This window comes from Chloroflexota bacterium (assembly GCA_020161265.1).
GTDB lineage: Bacteria > Chloroflexota > Chloroflexia > Chloroflexales > Herpetosiphonaceae > Herpetosiphon.
In genome coordinates, this window is record JAIUOC010000008.1 from 243569 (window position 1) to 259503 (window position 15935).

The 15935-nt window shown below is 50.3% G+C and carries 15 protein-coding genes; 5 read left to right on the forward strand and 10 right to left on the reverse strand.

Features of this window, described 5'->3' with window-relative positions:
* Positions 1–41 precede the first annotated feature (41 nt).
* Both LCH85_18800 and LCH85_18805 read right to left on the reverse strand, forming a co-directional pair.
* Positions 42–515, reverse strand: coding sequence for a GNAT family N-acetyltransferase (locus LCH85_18800; GenBank protein ID MCA0354050.1), 474 nt, complete (start codon positions 513–515; stop codon positions 42–44).
* Complete coding sequence (locus LCH85_18805; GenBank protein MCA0354051.1) at positions 515–985, reverse strand: DUF3291 domain-containing protein; 471 nt, start codon at positions 983–985, stop codon at positions 515–517. Before LCH85_18805 ends, LCH85_18800 begins: the two co-directional genes overlap by 1 nt.
* Before the next feature lie 140 nt (positions 986–1125).
* Between LCH85_18805 and LCH85_18810 the strand changes: the two genes are divergently transcribed.
* From LCH85_18810 to LCH85_18820, 3 genes are all read left to right on the forward strand, one after another.
* Complete coding sequence (locus LCH85_18810) at positions 1126–2451, forward strand: hypothetical protein (GenBank protein ID MCA0354052.1); 1326 nt, start codon at positions 1126–1128, stop codon at positions 2449–2451.
* A gap of 23 nt (positions 2452–2474) precedes the next feature.
* Positions 2475–3245 (forward strand): hypothetical protein, encoded by a 771-nt coding sequence (locus LCH85_18815; GenBank protein MCA0354053.1) that lies wholly within the window; start codon positions 2475–2477, stop codon positions 3243–3245.
* 61 nt (positions 3246–3306) lie between these two features.
* Positions 3307–4020 carry a class I SAM-dependent methyltransferase gene (locus LCH85_18820; protein MCA0354054.1) on the forward strand — a complete coding sequence of 238 codons (714 nt, stop codon included), beginning with the start codon at positions 3307–3309 and terminating at the stop codon, positions 4018–4020.
* Here LCH85_18820 and LCH85_18825 read toward each other — a convergent pair.
* From LCH85_18825 to LCH85_18845, 5 genes are read right to left on the reverse strand one after another with little or no spacing between them, the layout of a single operon-like run.
* The gene (locus LCH85_18825) at positions 4001–4804 is read right to left on the reverse strand and encodes a protein phosphatase 2C domain-containing protein (protein MCA0354055.1); all 804 of its coding nucleotides are present in this window, start codon (positions 4802–4804) and stop codon (positions 4001–4003) included. The genes LCH85_18820 and LCH85_18825 overlap by 20 nt on opposite strands.
* On the reverse strand, positions 4801–6237 hold the full coding sequence (locus LCH85_18830; protein MCA0354056.1) for a DUF1957 domain-containing protein: 1437 nt from the start codon (positions 6235–6237) through the stop codon (positions 4801–4803). The genes LCH85_18825 and LCH85_18830 overlap by 4 nt, the downstream gene beginning before the upstream one ends.
* Entirely contained in the window at positions 6218–6994 is a 777-nt protein-coding gene (locus LCH85_18835; GenBank protein ID MCA0354057.1) for a DUF2270 domain-containing protein, read from the reverse strand. Before LCH85_18835 ends, LCH85_18830 begins: the two co-directional genes overlap by 20 nt.
* Before the next feature lie 16 nt (positions 6995–7010).
* On the reverse strand, positions 7011–7937 hold the full coding sequence (locus LCH85_18840) for a glycosyltransferase family 2 protein (protein ID MCA0354058.1): 927 nt from the start codon (positions 7935–7937) through the stop codon (positions 7011–7013).
* Between the two features lies 1 nt (position 7938).
* Positions 7939–8574 (reverse strand): hypothetical protein, encoded by a 636-nt coding sequence (locus tag LCH85_18845; protein MCA0354059.1) that lies wholly within the window; start codon positions 8572–8574, stop codon positions 7939–7941.
* A 436-nt stretch (positions 8575–9010) separates the two neighbouring features.
* On the opposite strand from LCH85_18845, the gene LCH85_18850 reads away from it, so the two are divergent.
* On the forward strand, positions 9011–9205 hold the full coding sequence (locus LCH85_18850; protein ID MCA0354060.1) for a hypothetical protein: 195 nt from the start codon (positions 9011–9013) through the stop codon (positions 9203–9205).
* Between the two features lie 53 nt (positions 9206–9258).
* On the opposite strand, the gene LCH85_18855 is transcribed toward LCH85_18850, so the two are convergent.
* Positions 9259–11814 carry a CHRD domain-containing protein gene (locus LCH85_18855; protein MCA0354061.1) on the reverse strand — a complete coding sequence of 852 codons (2556 nt, stop codon included), beginning with the start codon at positions 11812–11814 and terminating at the stop codon, positions 9259–9261.
* A gap of 147 nt (positions 11815–11961) precedes the next feature.
* Between LCH85_18855 and LCH85_18860 the strand changes: the two genes are divergently transcribed.
* Positions 11962–12639, forward strand: coding sequence for a uracil-DNA glycosylase (locus LCH85_18860; GenBank protein ID MCA0354062.1), 678 nt, complete (start codon positions 11962–11964; stop codon positions 12637–12639).
* Between the two features lie 73 nt (positions 12640–12712).
* Here the strand turns inward: LCH85_18860 and LCH85_18865 are convergent, their stop codons facing one another.
* Both LCH85_18865 and LCH85_18870 read right to left on the reverse strand, forming a co-directional pair.
* A complete protein-coding gene (locus LCH85_18865; protein ID MCA0354063.1) occupies positions 12713–12919 on the reverse strand; it encodes a hypothetical protein in 207 nt (68 codons plus the stop codon).
* 36 nt (positions 12920–12955) lie between these two features.
* Positions 12956–15877, reverse strand: a complete 2922-nt coding sequence (locus LCH85_18870; GenBank protein MCA0354064.1) for a PAS domain S-box protein — start codon at positions 15875–15877, stop codon at positions 12956–12958.
* Between the last annotated feature and the right edge of the window lie 58 nt (positions 15878–15935).

Below are 15935 nucleotides of genomic sequence, written 5' to 3' on the forward strand. Positions count from 1 at the left end.
ATCCTCCTAAAATAAGAACACTCTTCCAACCCGAACGATGATTAATCAAGCCGTAGCACATATTCGGCCACGTCACAGCCCCGACCATTGGCAAAACCTGTGTCTTCGCCGATAATTTGAAAGCCAGCTTTGGTTAGTACTCGCAGCGAGCCATGATTATCTTGCACAACCCGGGCAAACAAAGGTCGCGTGGGAATTTCGTTGAGCAATAATTCGAGCGCTTGGCTGGCCAGCCCTCGTCCCCAATAGGTGCGATCGAGCCAATAGGTCAATTCTGGTTCGCCAAATTGTTCAAATTGGGCAATATGCCCGATCAGTTGCTGATTCCAGATAATTGAGCGTTTGATAATCCGATCATCAGCCATAATTTTGTGCCAATGCGCTTGGAATGCAGCATAATCGCTGGGATCTGCGGCGGTAAAGGCGGCCATGTGAATTGCCAGCGGATCTTGTTGATGCTCGAAAAAGCTAGCTAGATCGGCTGCTTCAATCGGGCGTAGGCTAAGTTCTGGCATTATTGGGCCTCTACAGCTTGGATACTATCTGGTGCAGCGAAGGGCTTACGAAAACTAAACGCATAGCTACTTTCGCCGTTATTGCGCAAATGTTCTAATCGCTCTAAGGCCTCGGCCACGCTTGGCTCATGGCCAGCAGGAACCCACCATAATACCATAAACGCTGTTTCCATGCGCTCAAACCATTCCTTGCGCCGCCGCATAATTGCCACATGCTCCGATTTGTAGACATACTGCATCAACGAATCTATATCTTGCCAAACCGACATATTGACAATCGTTAGCGGGTCGAGTGGGCGATAATCGGTGGCATTGCCCGAATCGTCTTTCAAGCGCCAAACAAACCCCTCAGAATTCTCAGCCAAGGCGTTAATCCGATCTAAATTATTGGTAAAATCGGCCATGAGTGGCGTATCTAACGGGGCTTTGATTGTGCCAATATTAAGTTGGGCAAGCTGATAGTCGGCCATAGACCCTCCTTGATTGCCGCAGTGCGGTTGCAAGTAAACACGAGCATTGTGACATAGGCCGTCACAATCTCCATGCGGCTTACGACGGAGTTGTGTGCTACTATGCAAGGCTGAATTGCTCAAATCATAGGAGTTGAAGTATGCAGCGGCGCTATTGGCTAATTGGTGGTTTGTTGCTTGGGCTTGGCTCGATCTGGATTGGCATGTTGGCTTATTTCTCGCCGCTGAGCACAATTGTGCAAGATGAAATTGGCCATATTGTGATTGCGCAACGGGCTTGGCAGCGACCAGCCTTCGTTTTAGATACATGGGGGCGTTTTGGCAATACGCTCTTTTATATGCCAGCAGCGCTCGGTGGGCTGTACGTTGCGCGAGCTTTTGCCGTACTCATGACCGCATTTACAGCAGGCCTTTATCTTTTGATTGCTCGCCAGTTGGAATTTCGCTACTGGTATCTTGTGCCGCTGTTTGTCTATCTTCAGCCTTGGGTCAGCCAATTCGCTTATGCCACGACCGTGTTGCCATTTGCAGTTTGTTTGGGCTTAACCGCCTATTGCAGCCTTAATCAACGTTGGCAGTGGGCGGCCTTAGCGATTGGCTGCTTGCCATTAATGCGCCATGAAGGCTTATTATTGCTTGGTTTTTGGGGGCTATATCGGCTATCGCAGCGTGATTGGCGCTCAACCCTCGTGAGCGGTCTGCCATTGCTGGCCTATTATGGCTTGTGCTGGCTGGTTTTAGGCAATCGCCCATGGATGATTTTTTTCGAGCCAAAACCAACCGATTTGTATGGTTCAGGCACATGGTGGCATTTTGGCCCCGATTTATTAGCTGGGATTGGCTGGCCATTGGTGCTTTTGGGTTTAGCTGGAGCTGCTTGGAGTTGGCGCAAGCGTCAGCTTTGGTTTATCGTTTGGCCAAGTGTGCTGTATGGGCTGAGCCATGTCGTGATCTATCGCTTTGGCTTGTTTGCTTCGGGCGGTTATAGTTATTTTTTATTGCCAATTGCCTTTGTGATTGGCCTTTGGGCGACTCAATGGCTTGAGTCGCTACACCTGCTGCTTGATCGTTGGTTGGCTCCAGCCCAACTTTTTTGGCCTTTGGTGAGTTTATTCGTGGTTATAGCTTTGCGCTGGCCAGCCCAACTTCGGCCAATTCCGGTCGATCTTGAGGCGCAGGCCAGCCTTGAAGCCCAAACGTGGATCACCCAAAACCAGCCGCAAGCACAACCAATTTATGCTACCCATGTGTGGTTTTATTATTTTCAAAAATTACCGCTGCCTGCCCCTAATAAACTTTGGTGGAGCGTGCCCAAGCCAGAAACAATGCACTCAGGCACTTTAGTGGTTTGGGATCAGCATTATTCTGAGCGAATGGGTTGGCCTGCCCAGCAATTTGCTGACCAAACTCAATGGCAACAACTCCATACAATTGCCGATCGGGTTATTATCTATCAGCGACGTTAATCGATGTTTGATGGAGTAAATTCATGCCCACCCCAACCCAACTTTTAGCTCGGCTCGCTGCGATCGGTCAAGCACTTGCTACTAGCGGCCATGGGTTAGTCCTGATTGGGCTTGGCTCGGTTGGTTTAGAGCGCGAACGGCTTGATCAATGGTCGGATTTGGATTTTTTTGCGATTGTCGAGCCAGGCACAAAGCCGCTTTTTATGAATGATCTGAGTTGGTTAGCCGCAATTCAGCCAATTAGCTATGCCTTCCAAAATACGGTTGATGGCTATAAATTGCTGTATAGCGATGAGATTTTCTGTGAATTTGCGATTTTCGAGCCAGCTGAATTGCCCAAAATCCCCTTTGCGCCAGGCCAAATTATCTGGAAAGCGCCGCATGCTGAGGCCGCAATTGCGCTGCCCCAACTGGCAATGCCAGCAACCAATCAACATCAGCCCGCATGGTTGTTAGGCGAAGCCTTGACCTGTTTGTATGTTGGTTTATGCCGCTATCAGCGTGGCGAGTGGCTTTCGGCCCAGCGCTTTATCCAACATTTTGCGGTTGATCGGGTCTTGGAATTGCTAAATTATTTGCCAACATTCAGCCTGCCTGCTGGCGATGCTTTTGCCAATGAACGCCGAATTGAGCAGCGTTTGCCTGAACTTAAACCATTATTAGCCCAATGGGTGCAAGGCTATCAGGCTAGCCCAGCTGCGGCTTTGGCAATCGTCACGTTCTTGGCTCAACATACCCAAGTTGATCCAACGATGCAGGCGCTGATCGAACGCTTAGCCAACGAAGCCTTGTAACGTTGGTGTAACAGCCGCGCACTATCGTGGAAACCAAGCAGTTATTAGAGAGGTTTCCACGATGATTTCAGCACCCAACTATGGCTTGGTCGATCAGTTTGATAGCAACGATTTACACGCACTATTTGAACAAATGGCTCCTTCCTATGCTCAAGTCAGCTCGCTCAGCAGCTTGGGTATTATCAATGCTTGGCGCAAACGATGTGTTGCTACGGCGCAGATTCTGCCAGGTATGGTGGTTGGTGATTTGCTGTGTGGCGGTGGCGAGGCTTGGCCATGGCTGGAGCAAGCAATGCAAGGGCATGGTTCGTTGATTGCACTCGATCTGGTAGCGCAACCCTTGAAATATCCGATCTTACTTGAGCGGATTGAAGTGCACAATTCTGATATGTTTGCCAACAAACTAGCTAGCCAAAGCCTTGATCGAGTGGTGTGTTGTTTTGGATTAAAAACCTTTTGTTATAGCGAGTTGGTGCGCTTTGCTAGCGAAATTCGGCGCTTGTTGCGACCAAATGGGCGGTTTAGCTTGGTTGAGGTTGGTACAGGCAGTTCATGGTTGAGCAGCTTAGGCCAAATCTATTTGCAAACGATTGTGCCTTTTTTTGCTCGTAGTTTGGGTGCGCCAAGCTACCCCTATCGCCAGCTTGCGCCGCTAGCACAACGGTTTGGTGATGGCAAGCATGTGCTGCAAGCCTTCAAACAAGCTGGGCTACAGGCTGAGCATCAGTCAATTTGGGGGGGCTTGGCCCATGTGTTTAGCGGAAATCGCGATTAATTCCAGTCCATGTGCTATCAAATTGCCACAAAATGGCGGTGGCACTATCGCGACCGCCTTCAGTTTGTACTCGTTCGAGCAAGGCGCGGGCGGCTCGTGGCAGGCTGTGCTGCTCCCAACAAACCGCGTTATACAAGGTGGTTGGGTTTTCAAACGGGCGTGTGCCACACTCCAGCAAGCCATCAGTCGTTAACATAATCGTGGTCAATCCAGGTTGGAGCAAACGCATGCCAGTGGAGTACGAAGGCAACACCCCATCCCAAGTATTGACATTGCCAATCCATTCGTAGAAGCGGCGTTGGTTGAGTTGCATCTCGCCGAGCCGCGCAATGCTGGGGTGGAAAATATAACCAATGCAATCGCCAACTGCCCAATACCAAACATATTCATCTTTGCGGGCCACGAATAAACACGAGGCCTCGCCTTGAATTGCGGCACACCGCGCCCGAAAGCGATTGCTGCGAAAGATATCAAGTAAAGCCCGATCCAAGCTAAAAAAGGCTTGATTCAAGGGTTGGTTCAAGCATTCGCGCAGTTGGGTTTCGGCTCCAACCAAGGTTTCTAAAATCAACAGGGCACTTTGGGCTGAATGATGAGCATCGATTACCACCGCCAATTCCCATCCGCCAGCAGAATCGATGAAAATTGCCGCAGCATCTTCATTTTTCCGAGCGCCTTGGGCGACCACCCCGCCAAAACTGGCGAAGACCATCGCCCCAAGGTCTTGAACGAACAGTGTATCAAGATGTGGCTGGTCGTGGCCAAGCCAAGTGTAGGTTGTCATCGTTCAAAATTTCCAAACAAACGATAATTCAGGGTTGGAAAAGGATTATCGCGCTCTTGCAAGGCGGCAAATTCACGGGCGGCAACTGGCAACAAGGTTTCATGCGGCAATAACTGCATCAGCCAATCGAACTTTTGCAGGTGTTCGCTACGCCGAGCATTGGCATAATCTGCGCCAGGCGTACCAACCCAACGATCCCAATCGCCTGATTGCGCCAGCAAAAATTCGCGGGCAGCTTGGTTGAGCACTTGTTCGCGGTCGCCATAGGCTTGGGGATACTGCGCCACTGCCGCCTGTAATTGGCGATGGGCGGCGCTCAATCGGCCATCGATAATTCCGGCAAAATGCTGTGGTGGCACAACCACGCTGGGTTTATGGCGTTTGAGCAGGGTGCTAGGCGTAACCAAGCGAAAATGGCTAGGCAATTCTTCGAGCAAGGTGCGCAGCCACAAACCACCCTCAAACCAGCCGCTACCAAATAATTCCATATCGGCCACAATCACCAAGGGCTGACCGTTACTGGCGGTTTCGCTGAGCACAGCAGTAAAGTGACGCGCATGCATTCGTGCCCGCGCATAGGCATAAAATGGATCATAGGCGCTACCATCGCGGCTCAGCATGCCATCATCCATGGGAATTTCCATCGGTGCACGATACAATGGATCGCCGGGATAGCCCAAGCCAACCGAGCGAATATGCGTCAGCAAGCGCTGATCGGGCGTAATCACAGCGGTTTGACGAGCTTCGGAAAGCCACGAAAGGGCTTGGCCGCGTAACTCAGGGTTGGCCGTGCCGACCAATGCCCGCATATCCAAAGGCTTGAGAATCTGCTCCCACTCTGGCGAAACTGGATCTTCGGCGCTCCACAAGACGCTTGGCGTTTGGCCGAGCAAGTGCATCAGGGCGATCGTGCCAATTTCGACTTGGGTGCGTAAGGTTGGGCGATCATACAAATGTGGTACTGGATAGGTTGCCGTATGACCCAGCACTTCTAGCGCCTCAGCCTCGACCAACTCGCGGGTCATGGCCACAATATTGCGGCTCCACTGCTTTTCAAAGACATGCAAGGTTCGTTGATGCAGTTGTAAATAAAATTGGGCTAGATAGGCTTCGTGCTCGTCGCCCTTGGTTGCTTCAAGCCGCCGCTCAGCCTGAACAATCGCCTCATCGAGATGATGCAGCATATGCTTTTGCACAACCGGATCATTCAATTGATGCAACAGAATTGGACTGATGGCCAAGCCCATTTTGACCGCTTTATTTTGCTCGATCAAGTCGGCGAGGCCACGCAAGAGCGGAATATAACAATCGGCCATCAGGCCATGCAACTCTTCTTCGCCATGGCTGGATGGCCCAGGTTGGCGCACAAACGGCGCATGGGCATGCATAATGATGCAGAGATCGGTTGGTTGGTCAGTCGTGGGCTTTTCCATATGATTTGCGTCGCCCTCCCCGTCGTTTGGCTTTCCCTACTGGCATGGCTTCTGGCAGCGCTAACTTCCGTAATACCCGTTCGTGGCTCACCATTTCGGTGCGAGCGCCCCAACGGGGAATCGTAATTAATGCCACGATGATCAAGAGCGCATAAAACCCTAAGACCGATAAAATCACAAATTTACCGTTGAATGGCCCTAAACTCGCATCGTAGATAAAGGTTTCGAGTGAAGGCCGATTGGTAATTTGCGGATGAATCATCAGCTTGAGCAGCCAAATAAACAGCAAAAACAGAAAAATCGCCATGTAATTGTGGCGTAACCGTCGCCCCAAGGCTTCTAAAGTTGTGATCTTAAAATGCGGCGTGTTCATATCGGTCAGCAGCAATTTATGCCAATATTGATCAACTGCGAGGGTATTTTGACCAAGCAATGGTACATAATAATCAGTTTCGAGGATGCGAACCCAAGTTGCCCATAAATCGTAATAGCGATAGCGCCGTGCCTCGATAAACCAAAAGCCCATACAGAAGACAATTGTTAGCAGCACAACTGCATGATGATGATTGGCATCGCCCAGCACAAAACTCGAAACAGTACCCGTAATTGCCACCGCCCAGTTGGTTGGCGTATCGATCCGCGAACGCCATGTCACTGCGCGATCCATCAAACCACGGTAGAGATGAACCATCGCTGCTGGGGGGGCTGCCTGTTGGGCCGAACGTGAAGGTCGCATATAGGCATTATACGAGGCCATGGGTAAATGTCAAAGCCTAGCCAAAATGGCGCAACACCTGCCAATAAATCTGCATGCGCTGCCAACGTAGCTCGCGTTTGTGCCCAAGCAGCCATTTGCAACTCTCAACTACTAGTTCATAAAGGTAGCTGCTGGCCAAGAAAAAGTGCAAACAGGTGGCAAATAGTGGCCCTTCGTACAGGGCGGCATAGCGCAATTTGGATTCTTGGAAGGCCCAATGTTTGCGTGCTGGGGCTTGTTCGCTGGATTTGCCTTCGTGGTGGACGATCACTGCTTGCGGCACATACCAAATTGGCCCAAAACGCCCCAAGCGGGCTTGCCAATCAACTTCCTCTGAATACATCCAGAAGCGTCGATCCATCAAGCCGGCTTGCTCGATTGCCGATTTACGCACCAATAAGGCCGCGCCCATGAGCCATTCGACCTGTTGCGGCTGATCATCGGGCTGATCGGCACAGCGATAGGCCAGCGCCCAAGGATTATTGGGCCACCAGCGTTCGAGGATGGTACTTTCAAAAAAATAACTAGCTTTGGTGGGTAGTCGTCTGCGCGACGATTGAATTGAGCCATCGGGGTAGCGCAGTTGCGGGCCAATTACGCTGGCAGCGGGCTGCTGTTGCGCCCAATCAAGCAACTGAGGAATTGCCTCGGCTTGCATCACGGTATCAGGGTTGAGCACCAAAACCCATTGGCCTTGGGCGGCATCGACCCCAATATTCACCCCGCCAGCATAGCCTAAATTGGCTCCCGTTTCGATGATTTGAACCTTGGGGAATGCTTGACGCACCATTATCACCGAATCGTCGTGCGAAGCATTATCGACCACAATCACTTCGTAGCTATAGTTGCTGCCTGCTAGCGATTGGCTGATCGAGGCCAAACATTGGCGCAACAAATCTGCCACATTCCATGAAATAATCACGACACTACAATCGAGCGCCATGTTAATCCTCCGGCCAATAGCTTGCCCGCGATTGCCAGAAACCATCGTAATTACGCGCTTTGGGCAAAAATGTGCGATCAAATGGTGCGCCAGCGGCGGCTTCGAGCCAACTCAGCCATGTGCCATTGCGCAGCAAATTGCGCACTGTATCCAGTTCAGTTTCAATCATCACTCGTTGAGCTTGGCTGAGCAAACCAACTTCCTCGGCCTCGATCACTTCATCTTCATCTTCAACGACGTGGGTTATGCCATTGGCGGCTACAAAACAATCGAGGTAGAGATCGGTTTGGTAAAAGCTGCCGCTAATATCCATGGCTTTGCTGGCAAAATCGATGCGCTGCACAATCAAATTGCCGCGTTCATCATACATGCTGGTGATGTTGAGTGGCCGTGAACGCCACCACCAAGAACGCCCAAAGGCGCGGGACGCTCGTTGATCAAACAAACGCGTGCGCGGCGCGTCGCTGCCCCAACCCAGCGTATCGGTAATCCGTTGTGGCGTACCAAGCGACCAATCATAGACTAACAACTCAGCATCGTTGCGGACAACCCGCCCGAATCCATACGAATGGAACACATGATGGCGACCATCAACAAAACGGCGGCGATAAAACGTATGTGGGAGCTTATCCATCATGGTCTTCCCTAAATGCAGGTGGCTTTCTATCCCTACAGTATAGCAGATGGCCGTAGTTCGGCGAAATCTGTTGTTCGGCATAATGATTATCGATGAATTTTGCATCCCAACGATAATTTCAGCTATTTGGTTGGTTCGATTGCAAGCTCAATTGGTCGCAACCAGTGGCTTAACATTGAATATTCCTGATCTGCGCGTTTTTGGCGGTTCCGAAAGGAGCATCGTTTTGACAAATTGCACAATCTTGTATACTTTCCACAACAATTGGGCCATGAGCTTATGGCAATCTGACCATAGTTAATTGTTTTAAACCACCCTATAATCGAATTCATAGACCAGAAGTGGTCTGGTGTGTCCGTGACTGGCGTGCGGCGGTGGGAGTCCCGGCCCTCCGCCCTGCCGAAATCAGCGTGACCACCCTGAGGTAGCCTAATTCATGCAACAACCACCTGAACCCTCAAAACTCTTCGATTTACCGCCTCACGATGTTGGTTGGGAAGGAATGTTCTTTTTCAGTGCAGGCTATGTATTAGCAGCCTTGGTGCTGTTTATGCTTTTGGGCGTAACCCTGACTAGCACGTTGTTGGTTGGCGGCCTGCTCGGCTTCTTGGGAATTAATTTCTGGCATTAACCCGATTAAATTCAAAGCCGCTGGATCAAGCTGATCCAGCGGCTTTTTGATGTTTATTTCATGGTCAATGGCAGATAGATTCTAAAGGTTGGCGGCACAGTAGTAGTAGTCACTGTGGCCGTTGGGGTTGCTGTATGAGTTGGGGTATTGGTTACCGTAGGTGTTGGCGTAGCACATAATGCGGTTGCGCCATCCAGTTGGGCGCGAAGCTCGCCACCCGGGAAATTGTTGCTATGAATATTAATGTAGGTCTGGCCTGCTAAAATATTGGCTTCTTGATTTTCGGCGTAGCTGACCGAGCCAACTTTGCTTGCACCAAGCGGCAGGTTGAATAATACGCCAGCATTTGAGCCACGCGGCGCAAAACCATGAATATGGGCAGCAGTTTCGGCACTGCTCAAATCGTGGTAGCTGAGATTGTAGTTGATCGTATTGGCAACCGTATTAATTTCAATGATGCCCATCACCATGCCATTGCTAATATTCGGTGGCACTTCTTGCGAACCACTGCCGCTTACCGTCATGGTGATACAGCTTGGTGGTGGAGTGATGATTGGGGTTAAGCTGGGCGTGGCCGTGCCTGTTGCCGTCGCAGTTGCCGTAGCGCTTGGCGTAACAGTTTCGGTCGGGGTTGCGGTTGGCGGTGGACAATTAATTGTCGCACCATCGATTTGACCGCGAATTTCGCCACCCGGGAAATTATCGGTATGAATATTAACGTAGGCTTGGCCGGCCAAAATGTTGGCTTCTTGGGCTTCGCTGTAGTTGAAAATGCCAACTTTGGGTGAGCCGGTGCTCAAACCAACTAAAACGCCAGCATTCCCGCCACGTGGGGCAAAACCATGGATATGTGCAGCAGTTTCAGTGCCACTCAAGCCTTGATAGCTAAGGTTATAGCTCAAAATATTGTTGACAGTATCAACATCGACCGTGCCGCCACCAGTTGCATTGCTGCCACTTGGTGGCACTTCCTGTGAGCCTTCCAAACTAACCATAAAGCGTAAACAGCTTGGGATTGGCGTAGCAGTCGCGGTTGGCGTGTTGCTTGGGGTTGCAGTTTCGGTTGGCGTAGCGGTTGGCGGTGGACAATTGATGGTTGCTCCGTCAATTTGGCCGCGAATTTCGCCACCAGGAAAACTATTGGTATGAATATTAACGTAGGCTTGGCCGGCCAAAATGCTGGCTTCTTGAGCTTCGCTGTAGTTGAAGATGCCAACTTTGGGCGAGCCAGTGCTCAAGCCAACTAAAACGCCAGCATTGGCTCCGCGTGGCGCAAAACCGTGAATATGCGCAGCAGTTTCGGTACTGCTCAAGCCTTGATAGCTGAGGTTATAGCTCAAAATGTTGTTGACGGTATCAACATCGACTGTGCCACCACCAGTTGCATTGCTGCCGCTTGGTGGTACTTCCTGCGAGCCTTCCAAACTGACCATAAAGCGCAAACAGCTTGCCACGGCGGTTGGCGATGGGGTTTCGCTCGGCGTTACTGTCGCAGTTTCAGTCGGAGTTGGCGTAGCCTGAACTGGGCTGGGCACGACGATAATTCCACGAAACGCCGTGTTGGCCCCAACCGGAACAATTGGATTTAGGGCAGCAGCATTAATTGGTTGGTTATAAGCTGCAGTATCGGTCAATTTGCTAAGGCTATTGGTGCCACGCGTCAGGTATAAATCAACACCGTTGGCTCCATTATCTTGGGCCGCAAGGTGAAACCCGGTGCTTGCAATACCCCAAACACCCTGCAATGTCCAGGTTGTGCCATCGAATGAGAATTTACGCAAGTTCGTGCCATCGTCGGCGACATATAACGTGTCAACGCCTGCCACACTTGGTTCGCGATCTAAAAAGGCAAAGCCATAGGGCGAGGTGGCGCTGGCGATTGGCATAATCGTTTGACCAGCGCTGGTTGGCAAGCCAGTGCCAATTTGAAAAATACCGCGCGAGCCTGTTGATGATGATGAAAAATAGAGATTACCGCCGAAGGTCTGCACCACCCGCGTGTTGGTTGGGGTGATCAAGGTCGTGGTCGTGCCCATCCCATTCAGAAAACGTACTCCGCCCGGGTTGCCTGTGCCAGTTGCCCAAAGGTTATCGCCGTTACCTGTCGCGCCACGAATATTGTTAGCACTATAGGAATCAGTAATCACGTTGGTCGTATCAATCAGGCCACTCAGGCTAACTTTGGCAACCACGCGGTTGAATGTACTACTTGAGGAAGCCGCGATTGCTCCAATCCCAACATCAGCATCATAGCCTGCCAGTAGCAGATGTTGGCCATCGCCTGAAAGGCTGAGCGAGCCTTCCGAGGTTGCCGTGCCCGACATGGTGAGGCGACGGTTATTGCCATTTAAGGCGGTTGGCATGGGCACAGTTTGCACAAAATCGCCGTTGGTGGTGTACTCATCGAGAAATACTGCTGTGGAAACGCTTGAAAGCGAACCGCTACCATTACCAACCCGTACTACCACCAAATTGCCTGGGGTAAAGCCACCGCCACCTTGAATGGTACGCGGGGCGGCTTGGGCCAAATTGAGGCCAACGACAAGGCTAAACAACGAGAGCAAGGTTAAGAGCGAGAACGTGCGAGGTGTTCGAAACCGATTCAACACACAGATACTCCTTCCGCAAAGCAAACTTCGGGTACTCTAGGCTTGTGACAACCATTGACACAGGCTTGAGTGATTCTTAAGCTGTATGATATGGGCAACTTGTGCAGATGCAAGAGCCAACTTTGTGTGAATATGAGGACAACAGCGATGGCATTAACGATTCCGGCTTTGTGGCAACCAGTGCTCGCCGACGAAACCAGCAAGCCCTATTGGAATGATCTCGAAGCATTTGTTGCCGCCGAACGGGCTGAACAACAGGTGTTTCCACCAGCAGATCAAGTTTTTTCGGCTTTAGAATTAACCTCGCCTGAACAAACTAAAGTGCTATTGTTGGGGCAAGATCCTTACCATGGCCCAGGCCAAGCCCATGGCCTATGCTTCTCGGTGCTACCTGGAATCAAAGCGCCACCATCGCTCAAAAATATGTTCAAGGAACTCAAAACTGATCTTGGTTGTGTTGTGCCGAATAATGGCTACCTACTGCCATGGGCCAAACAAGGTATGTTGATGATCAATGCGGTGATGACGGTGCGGGCGCATATCGCCAACTCGCATAAAAATCGCGGCTGGGAGAAATTCACCGATGCCGTGATTCGCCAAGTCAATGCCAAACCAGAACATGTGGTATTTGTGTTGTGGGGAGCCTATGCCCAAAAGAAGGCCAGCTTAATCGACACGAGCCGCCACACGATTATTCAATCGGCGCATCCCTCGCCGCTTTCGGCTGATAATGGCTTTTTTGGTAGTCGTCCATTTTCTAAAATCAACATGGCACTTGAGGCTCATGGCCAAAGCCCAATCGATTGGCAAATTCCAAATTTATAACTTAAAACGTTGCCAAGGGCTGATTGTGATGATTGCAATCAGCCCTTGGCCTTGAAACAACGCACTGGTTTGGCTAGCGATTGAGGCGGTTGTGTAAAAAGAGCAAAATAATCATAAACAACATCAACGCCGTCAAACCAACAAACATCGGGAAGGCGAGGGCAAAATTATTACTGTATAAGCCCGTCACTGCTACCACAAAAAAAATAACCATCACAATGCCCGTAATGTACATAAACCGCCGTGGCCATGGTGATGGTTTGGGAGAACGCCGAGACATAACTGCCCCTTTCAAAAAATTGCCAACGCGGCATGGCTAGAGCCGTAATGCCGTGAGCTTATCGCGGATCTCCTCAATCATAAATGGTTTTGCTAGAAATTGGGTTGTACCAGTAGTACCAAATTGTTGGCTCACTTGTTGTTCATTATAGCCGCTCATAATTACCACGCGAATCTCGGGCTGAATCTGTTTGAGCACTGCTAGGGTGCTTTGGCCATCAAGATCGGGCATCGTCAGGTCGAGAAATACGCCCGCAATCTCGTGATGATGGTCGCGGAAGAGGCTAATGCCACGATTGCCACCCTCGGCTAGTAAGGTTTCGTAGCCCAAACGGCGTAAAATCCGATCAATCACGATTCGTACATCAGGCTCGTCGTCGATCACCAGAATTTTGCCTGGGCCAGAATCGACTAAGGCTGGTTGTTCGCTGGCTAGCTCGGTTTGTACTGCTGTCATAATTGGCAGATAAATTCCTATTGTCGTGCCCTGTTGAGGGCGACTCTTGACCGCAATGCCACCACGATGGCCGCGCACAATCCCTAAAGTAACCGCTAAACCCAACCCGCGTCCAGTGAATTTGGTGGTAAAAAATGGGTCGAACATGCGCGAGATCGTCGCATGATCCATCCCTAAGCCTTGATCGCTAATTTCGATCGCGATATATTGGGCGGGCAAAAATGTACCAGTGGTGTAGGTGTGGCCCTCGGGTGCTCCTTGCAAATCGCGCAAGCTGGTGGTAACCGTAAGCGTTCCGCTGCTCGACGCTTCAAGTGCATTGATCAGCACATTACTGATCGCTTGGCGCAGATGTTGTTGATCACCCTCGATCAGCGGCAAGTTATCAGCTAAGTTGCTCTGAATATGACGTTGCTGGGTCAGGCTTGAGGGGAGCAAACGAATTGAGGTTTGAACTAATTCGTTGATCATCAGGCTACGCCGCACATCAAGATTTTGGCCGGTGTAGGCGACCATTTGCTTGGTGATTTGCGCTGCTCGTTTGGCCGATTGTTCGATTTCGGCTAAAAGTGGACGCAGGTTGGCTTGCTCAGGCAGTTCGAGCATGGCTAAATGAGTATTACCAAGGATTGACATAAAAACATTGTTGAAGTCGTGGGCAATCCCGCCAGCAAACACGCCAAGGCTTTCTAATTTTTGAGTTTCTGAAAAGTGTTGTTCAATTTCTAGGCGTTTTTGCTCGGCCTGCTTGCGTTCGCTAATATCACGAATAATCACTTGGACTGAATTTCGATGCTCAAATAAAATTGCTGAGGTGGAACATTCGCCATAAATTGGCGTGCCATCGCGGCGCAAAAAGGTTGTTTCAATAAAACTGGTGGGAATAGTACTGGCATGGCGAATCAGCACATAAAAATCATCAGGATCTTGCGGGCGCAAGCCACTAAGTACCGATTGGCTTAATAATTCGCTGCTGGTGGTTTGGGTCAACGCCAGCCCAGCCTGATTGGCATAGACAATCCGATCATCCTGCACCACAAACAGCGGCAAAGGCAGCATCTCAACAATATGGCGATATTCCTCGGAGATGTCAATCAGCGTGCCAACCATGCGCAAAGCTTGACCATTGGGATCACGCAGCACATGGCCGCGATCCTGTACAAAGCGATAATGTTGATGTTGATCGAGGAAGCGATATTCGGCTGAAAAAACATCGCTATGGCCAGCAAAAATATCGGCAGTTCGTTGGATGAACAGCTCGCGATCATCGGGGTGCAGATGTTCTTCCCACCAGGTTGGGCTGCTGGCAACCTCTTCACTGGTATAGCCAAACACCGTTGTAAAGCTCCGATTCACCACCGTGGTCTGCTGAATCATATCCCAATCGTAGATGCCGCCATTCAGCACCGTTTGGGCCAATTCAAACCGCTCATTGAGCGAACGCAACTGCTGTTCGACCCGCCGACGTTCGGCCAGTTCAGTTTGGGCTGCGGTGTAGAGCATATGCTTCTCCAGTGCAAGCGAGGCAAAGCGGGCAAATTGTTGCACCATTTCAAGCATCGTAATGCTAATTTGAATCTGACTTGGCTCATAGATAATCGCTAGTGCGCCAGCGACCGTTTGTTCACGGAATAATGGTAATACCAACAGGCCATTGCCAAAACCATCTTGCGGCGTAAATAAACGCTCACTCCAGGCAGTGTAATCATCAATAATTAATGGCTGACCGCTAAGGCCGACCTTGCCAACTGCACCTTGGCCTAATTCGATGCGCTGGATCACGTTGATTGCCCCGCGGCTCACGACAGATTCCATGGCTTGGTCATCGGCGCTGCGAATATACATCACACCATATTCGCTGCCGACCAAATCGCTTGCCTTCCACAAAATAATTTCGAGCAAATCGGGCAGCGCGGCCTGCTCGATCAACGCCAAGGTCACATCGTGAAGCGAGCCAAGGTAGGCATTTTGGCGCTGCATTTGGCGAATCGTCTGTTTATGGGCAGTTACGTCGTGAATTAAACAAAATAAGGCTGGTTGCTGTTGATATTCAAAGGGAGTGATATAAACTTCAACATCACAGACCATTCCTGAACGTAAACGATGGCGAAACTCATAGCGATTGCTACCACCAAGCTCACCATTACGAATTGCCACCCGATGTTCTTTACTGGTCAATACATTTAAGTCGCGAACGTTGATGTTACTAAACTCAGCTTGACTATAGCCATAAAAACGGCAAGCAGCGGCATTGGCCGCTAAAACCCGCCAAGTATCTGGCTCAACAATTAACTCAATCGCTTGAGTTTGTTGAAAAAATTGCAGATTACGCTGTTCGCTGGCGAGCAAGGCCTGCTTGGTAGTAGCTAGCTCAGCCTCTAAACGAGCGATAGTTTGGGTTAATTCAGCGAGCGTTGGTTGCTCCATAGCTGGTTGGAAGGACGTAGCGCTAAAACTATTCATAAACTCGGCCATGGTGGAAAAAAGCCATAATAGCTTCATTATACCGTGAAGCTCATAGCTTTTGATACCGCCCGCAATTCCTATTTGCTTTTGCTAC

Excerpts from the sequence above, each read along its gene's own strand:
- LCH85_18860 (MCA0354062.1), top strand. The coding sequence starts at position 11,962 with ATGGCATTAACGATTCCGGCTTTGTGGCAACCAGTGCTCGCCGACGAA.
- LCH85_18830 (MCA0354056.1), bottom strand. The coding sequence starts at position 6,237 with ATGGAAAAGCCCACGACTGACCAACCAACCGATCTCTGCATCATTATG.
- LCH85_18870 (MCA0354064.1), bottom strand. The coding sequence starts at position 15,877 with ATGAAGCTATTATGGCTTTTTTCCACCATGGCCGAGTTTATGAATAGT.
- LCH85_18825 (MCA0354055.1), bottom strand. The coding sequence starts at position 4,804 with ATGACAACCTACACTTGGCTTGGCCACGACCAGCCACATCTTGATACA.
- LCH85_18865 (MCA0354063.1), bottom strand. The coding sequence starts at position 12,919 with ATGTCTCGGCGTTCTCCCAAACCATCACCATGGCCACGGCGGTTTATG.
- LCH85_18810 (MCA0354052.1), top strand. The coding sequence starts at position 1,126 with ATGCAGCGGCGCTATTGGCTAATTGGTGGTTTGTTGCTTGGGCTTGGC.
- LCH85_18850 (MCA0354060.1), top strand. The coding sequence starts at position 9,011 with ATGCAACAACCACCTGAACCCTCAAAACTCTTCGATTTACCGCCTCAC.
- LCH85_18815 (MCA0354053.1), top strand. The coding sequence starts at position 2,475 with ATGCCCACCCCAACCCAACTTTTAGCTCGGCTCGCTGCGATCGGTCAA.
- LCH85_18800 (MCA0354050.1), bottom strand. The coding sequence starts at position 515 with ATGCCAGAACTTAGCCTACGCCCGATTGAAGCAGCCGATCTAGCTAGC.
- LCH85_18845 (MCA0354059.1), bottom strand. The coding sequence starts at position 8,574 with ATGATGGATAAGCTCCCACATACGTTTTATCGCCGCCGTTTTGTTGAT.
- LCH85_18840 (MCA0354058.1), bottom strand. The coding sequence starts at position 7,937 with ATGGCGCTCGATTGTAGTGTCGTGATTATTTCATGGAATGTGGCAGAT.
- LCH85_18835 (MCA0354057.1), bottom strand. The coding sequence starts at position 6,994 with ATGGCCTCGTATAATGCCTATATGCGACCTTCACGTTCGGCCCAACAG.
- LCH85_18820 (MCA0354054.1), top strand. The coding sequence starts at position 3,307 with ATGATTTCAGCACCCAACTATGGCTTGGTCGATCAGTTTGATAGCAAC.
- LCH85_18805 (MCA0354051.1), bottom strand. The coding sequence starts at position 985 with ATGGCCGACTATCAGCTTGCCCAACTTAATATTGGCACAATCAAAGCC.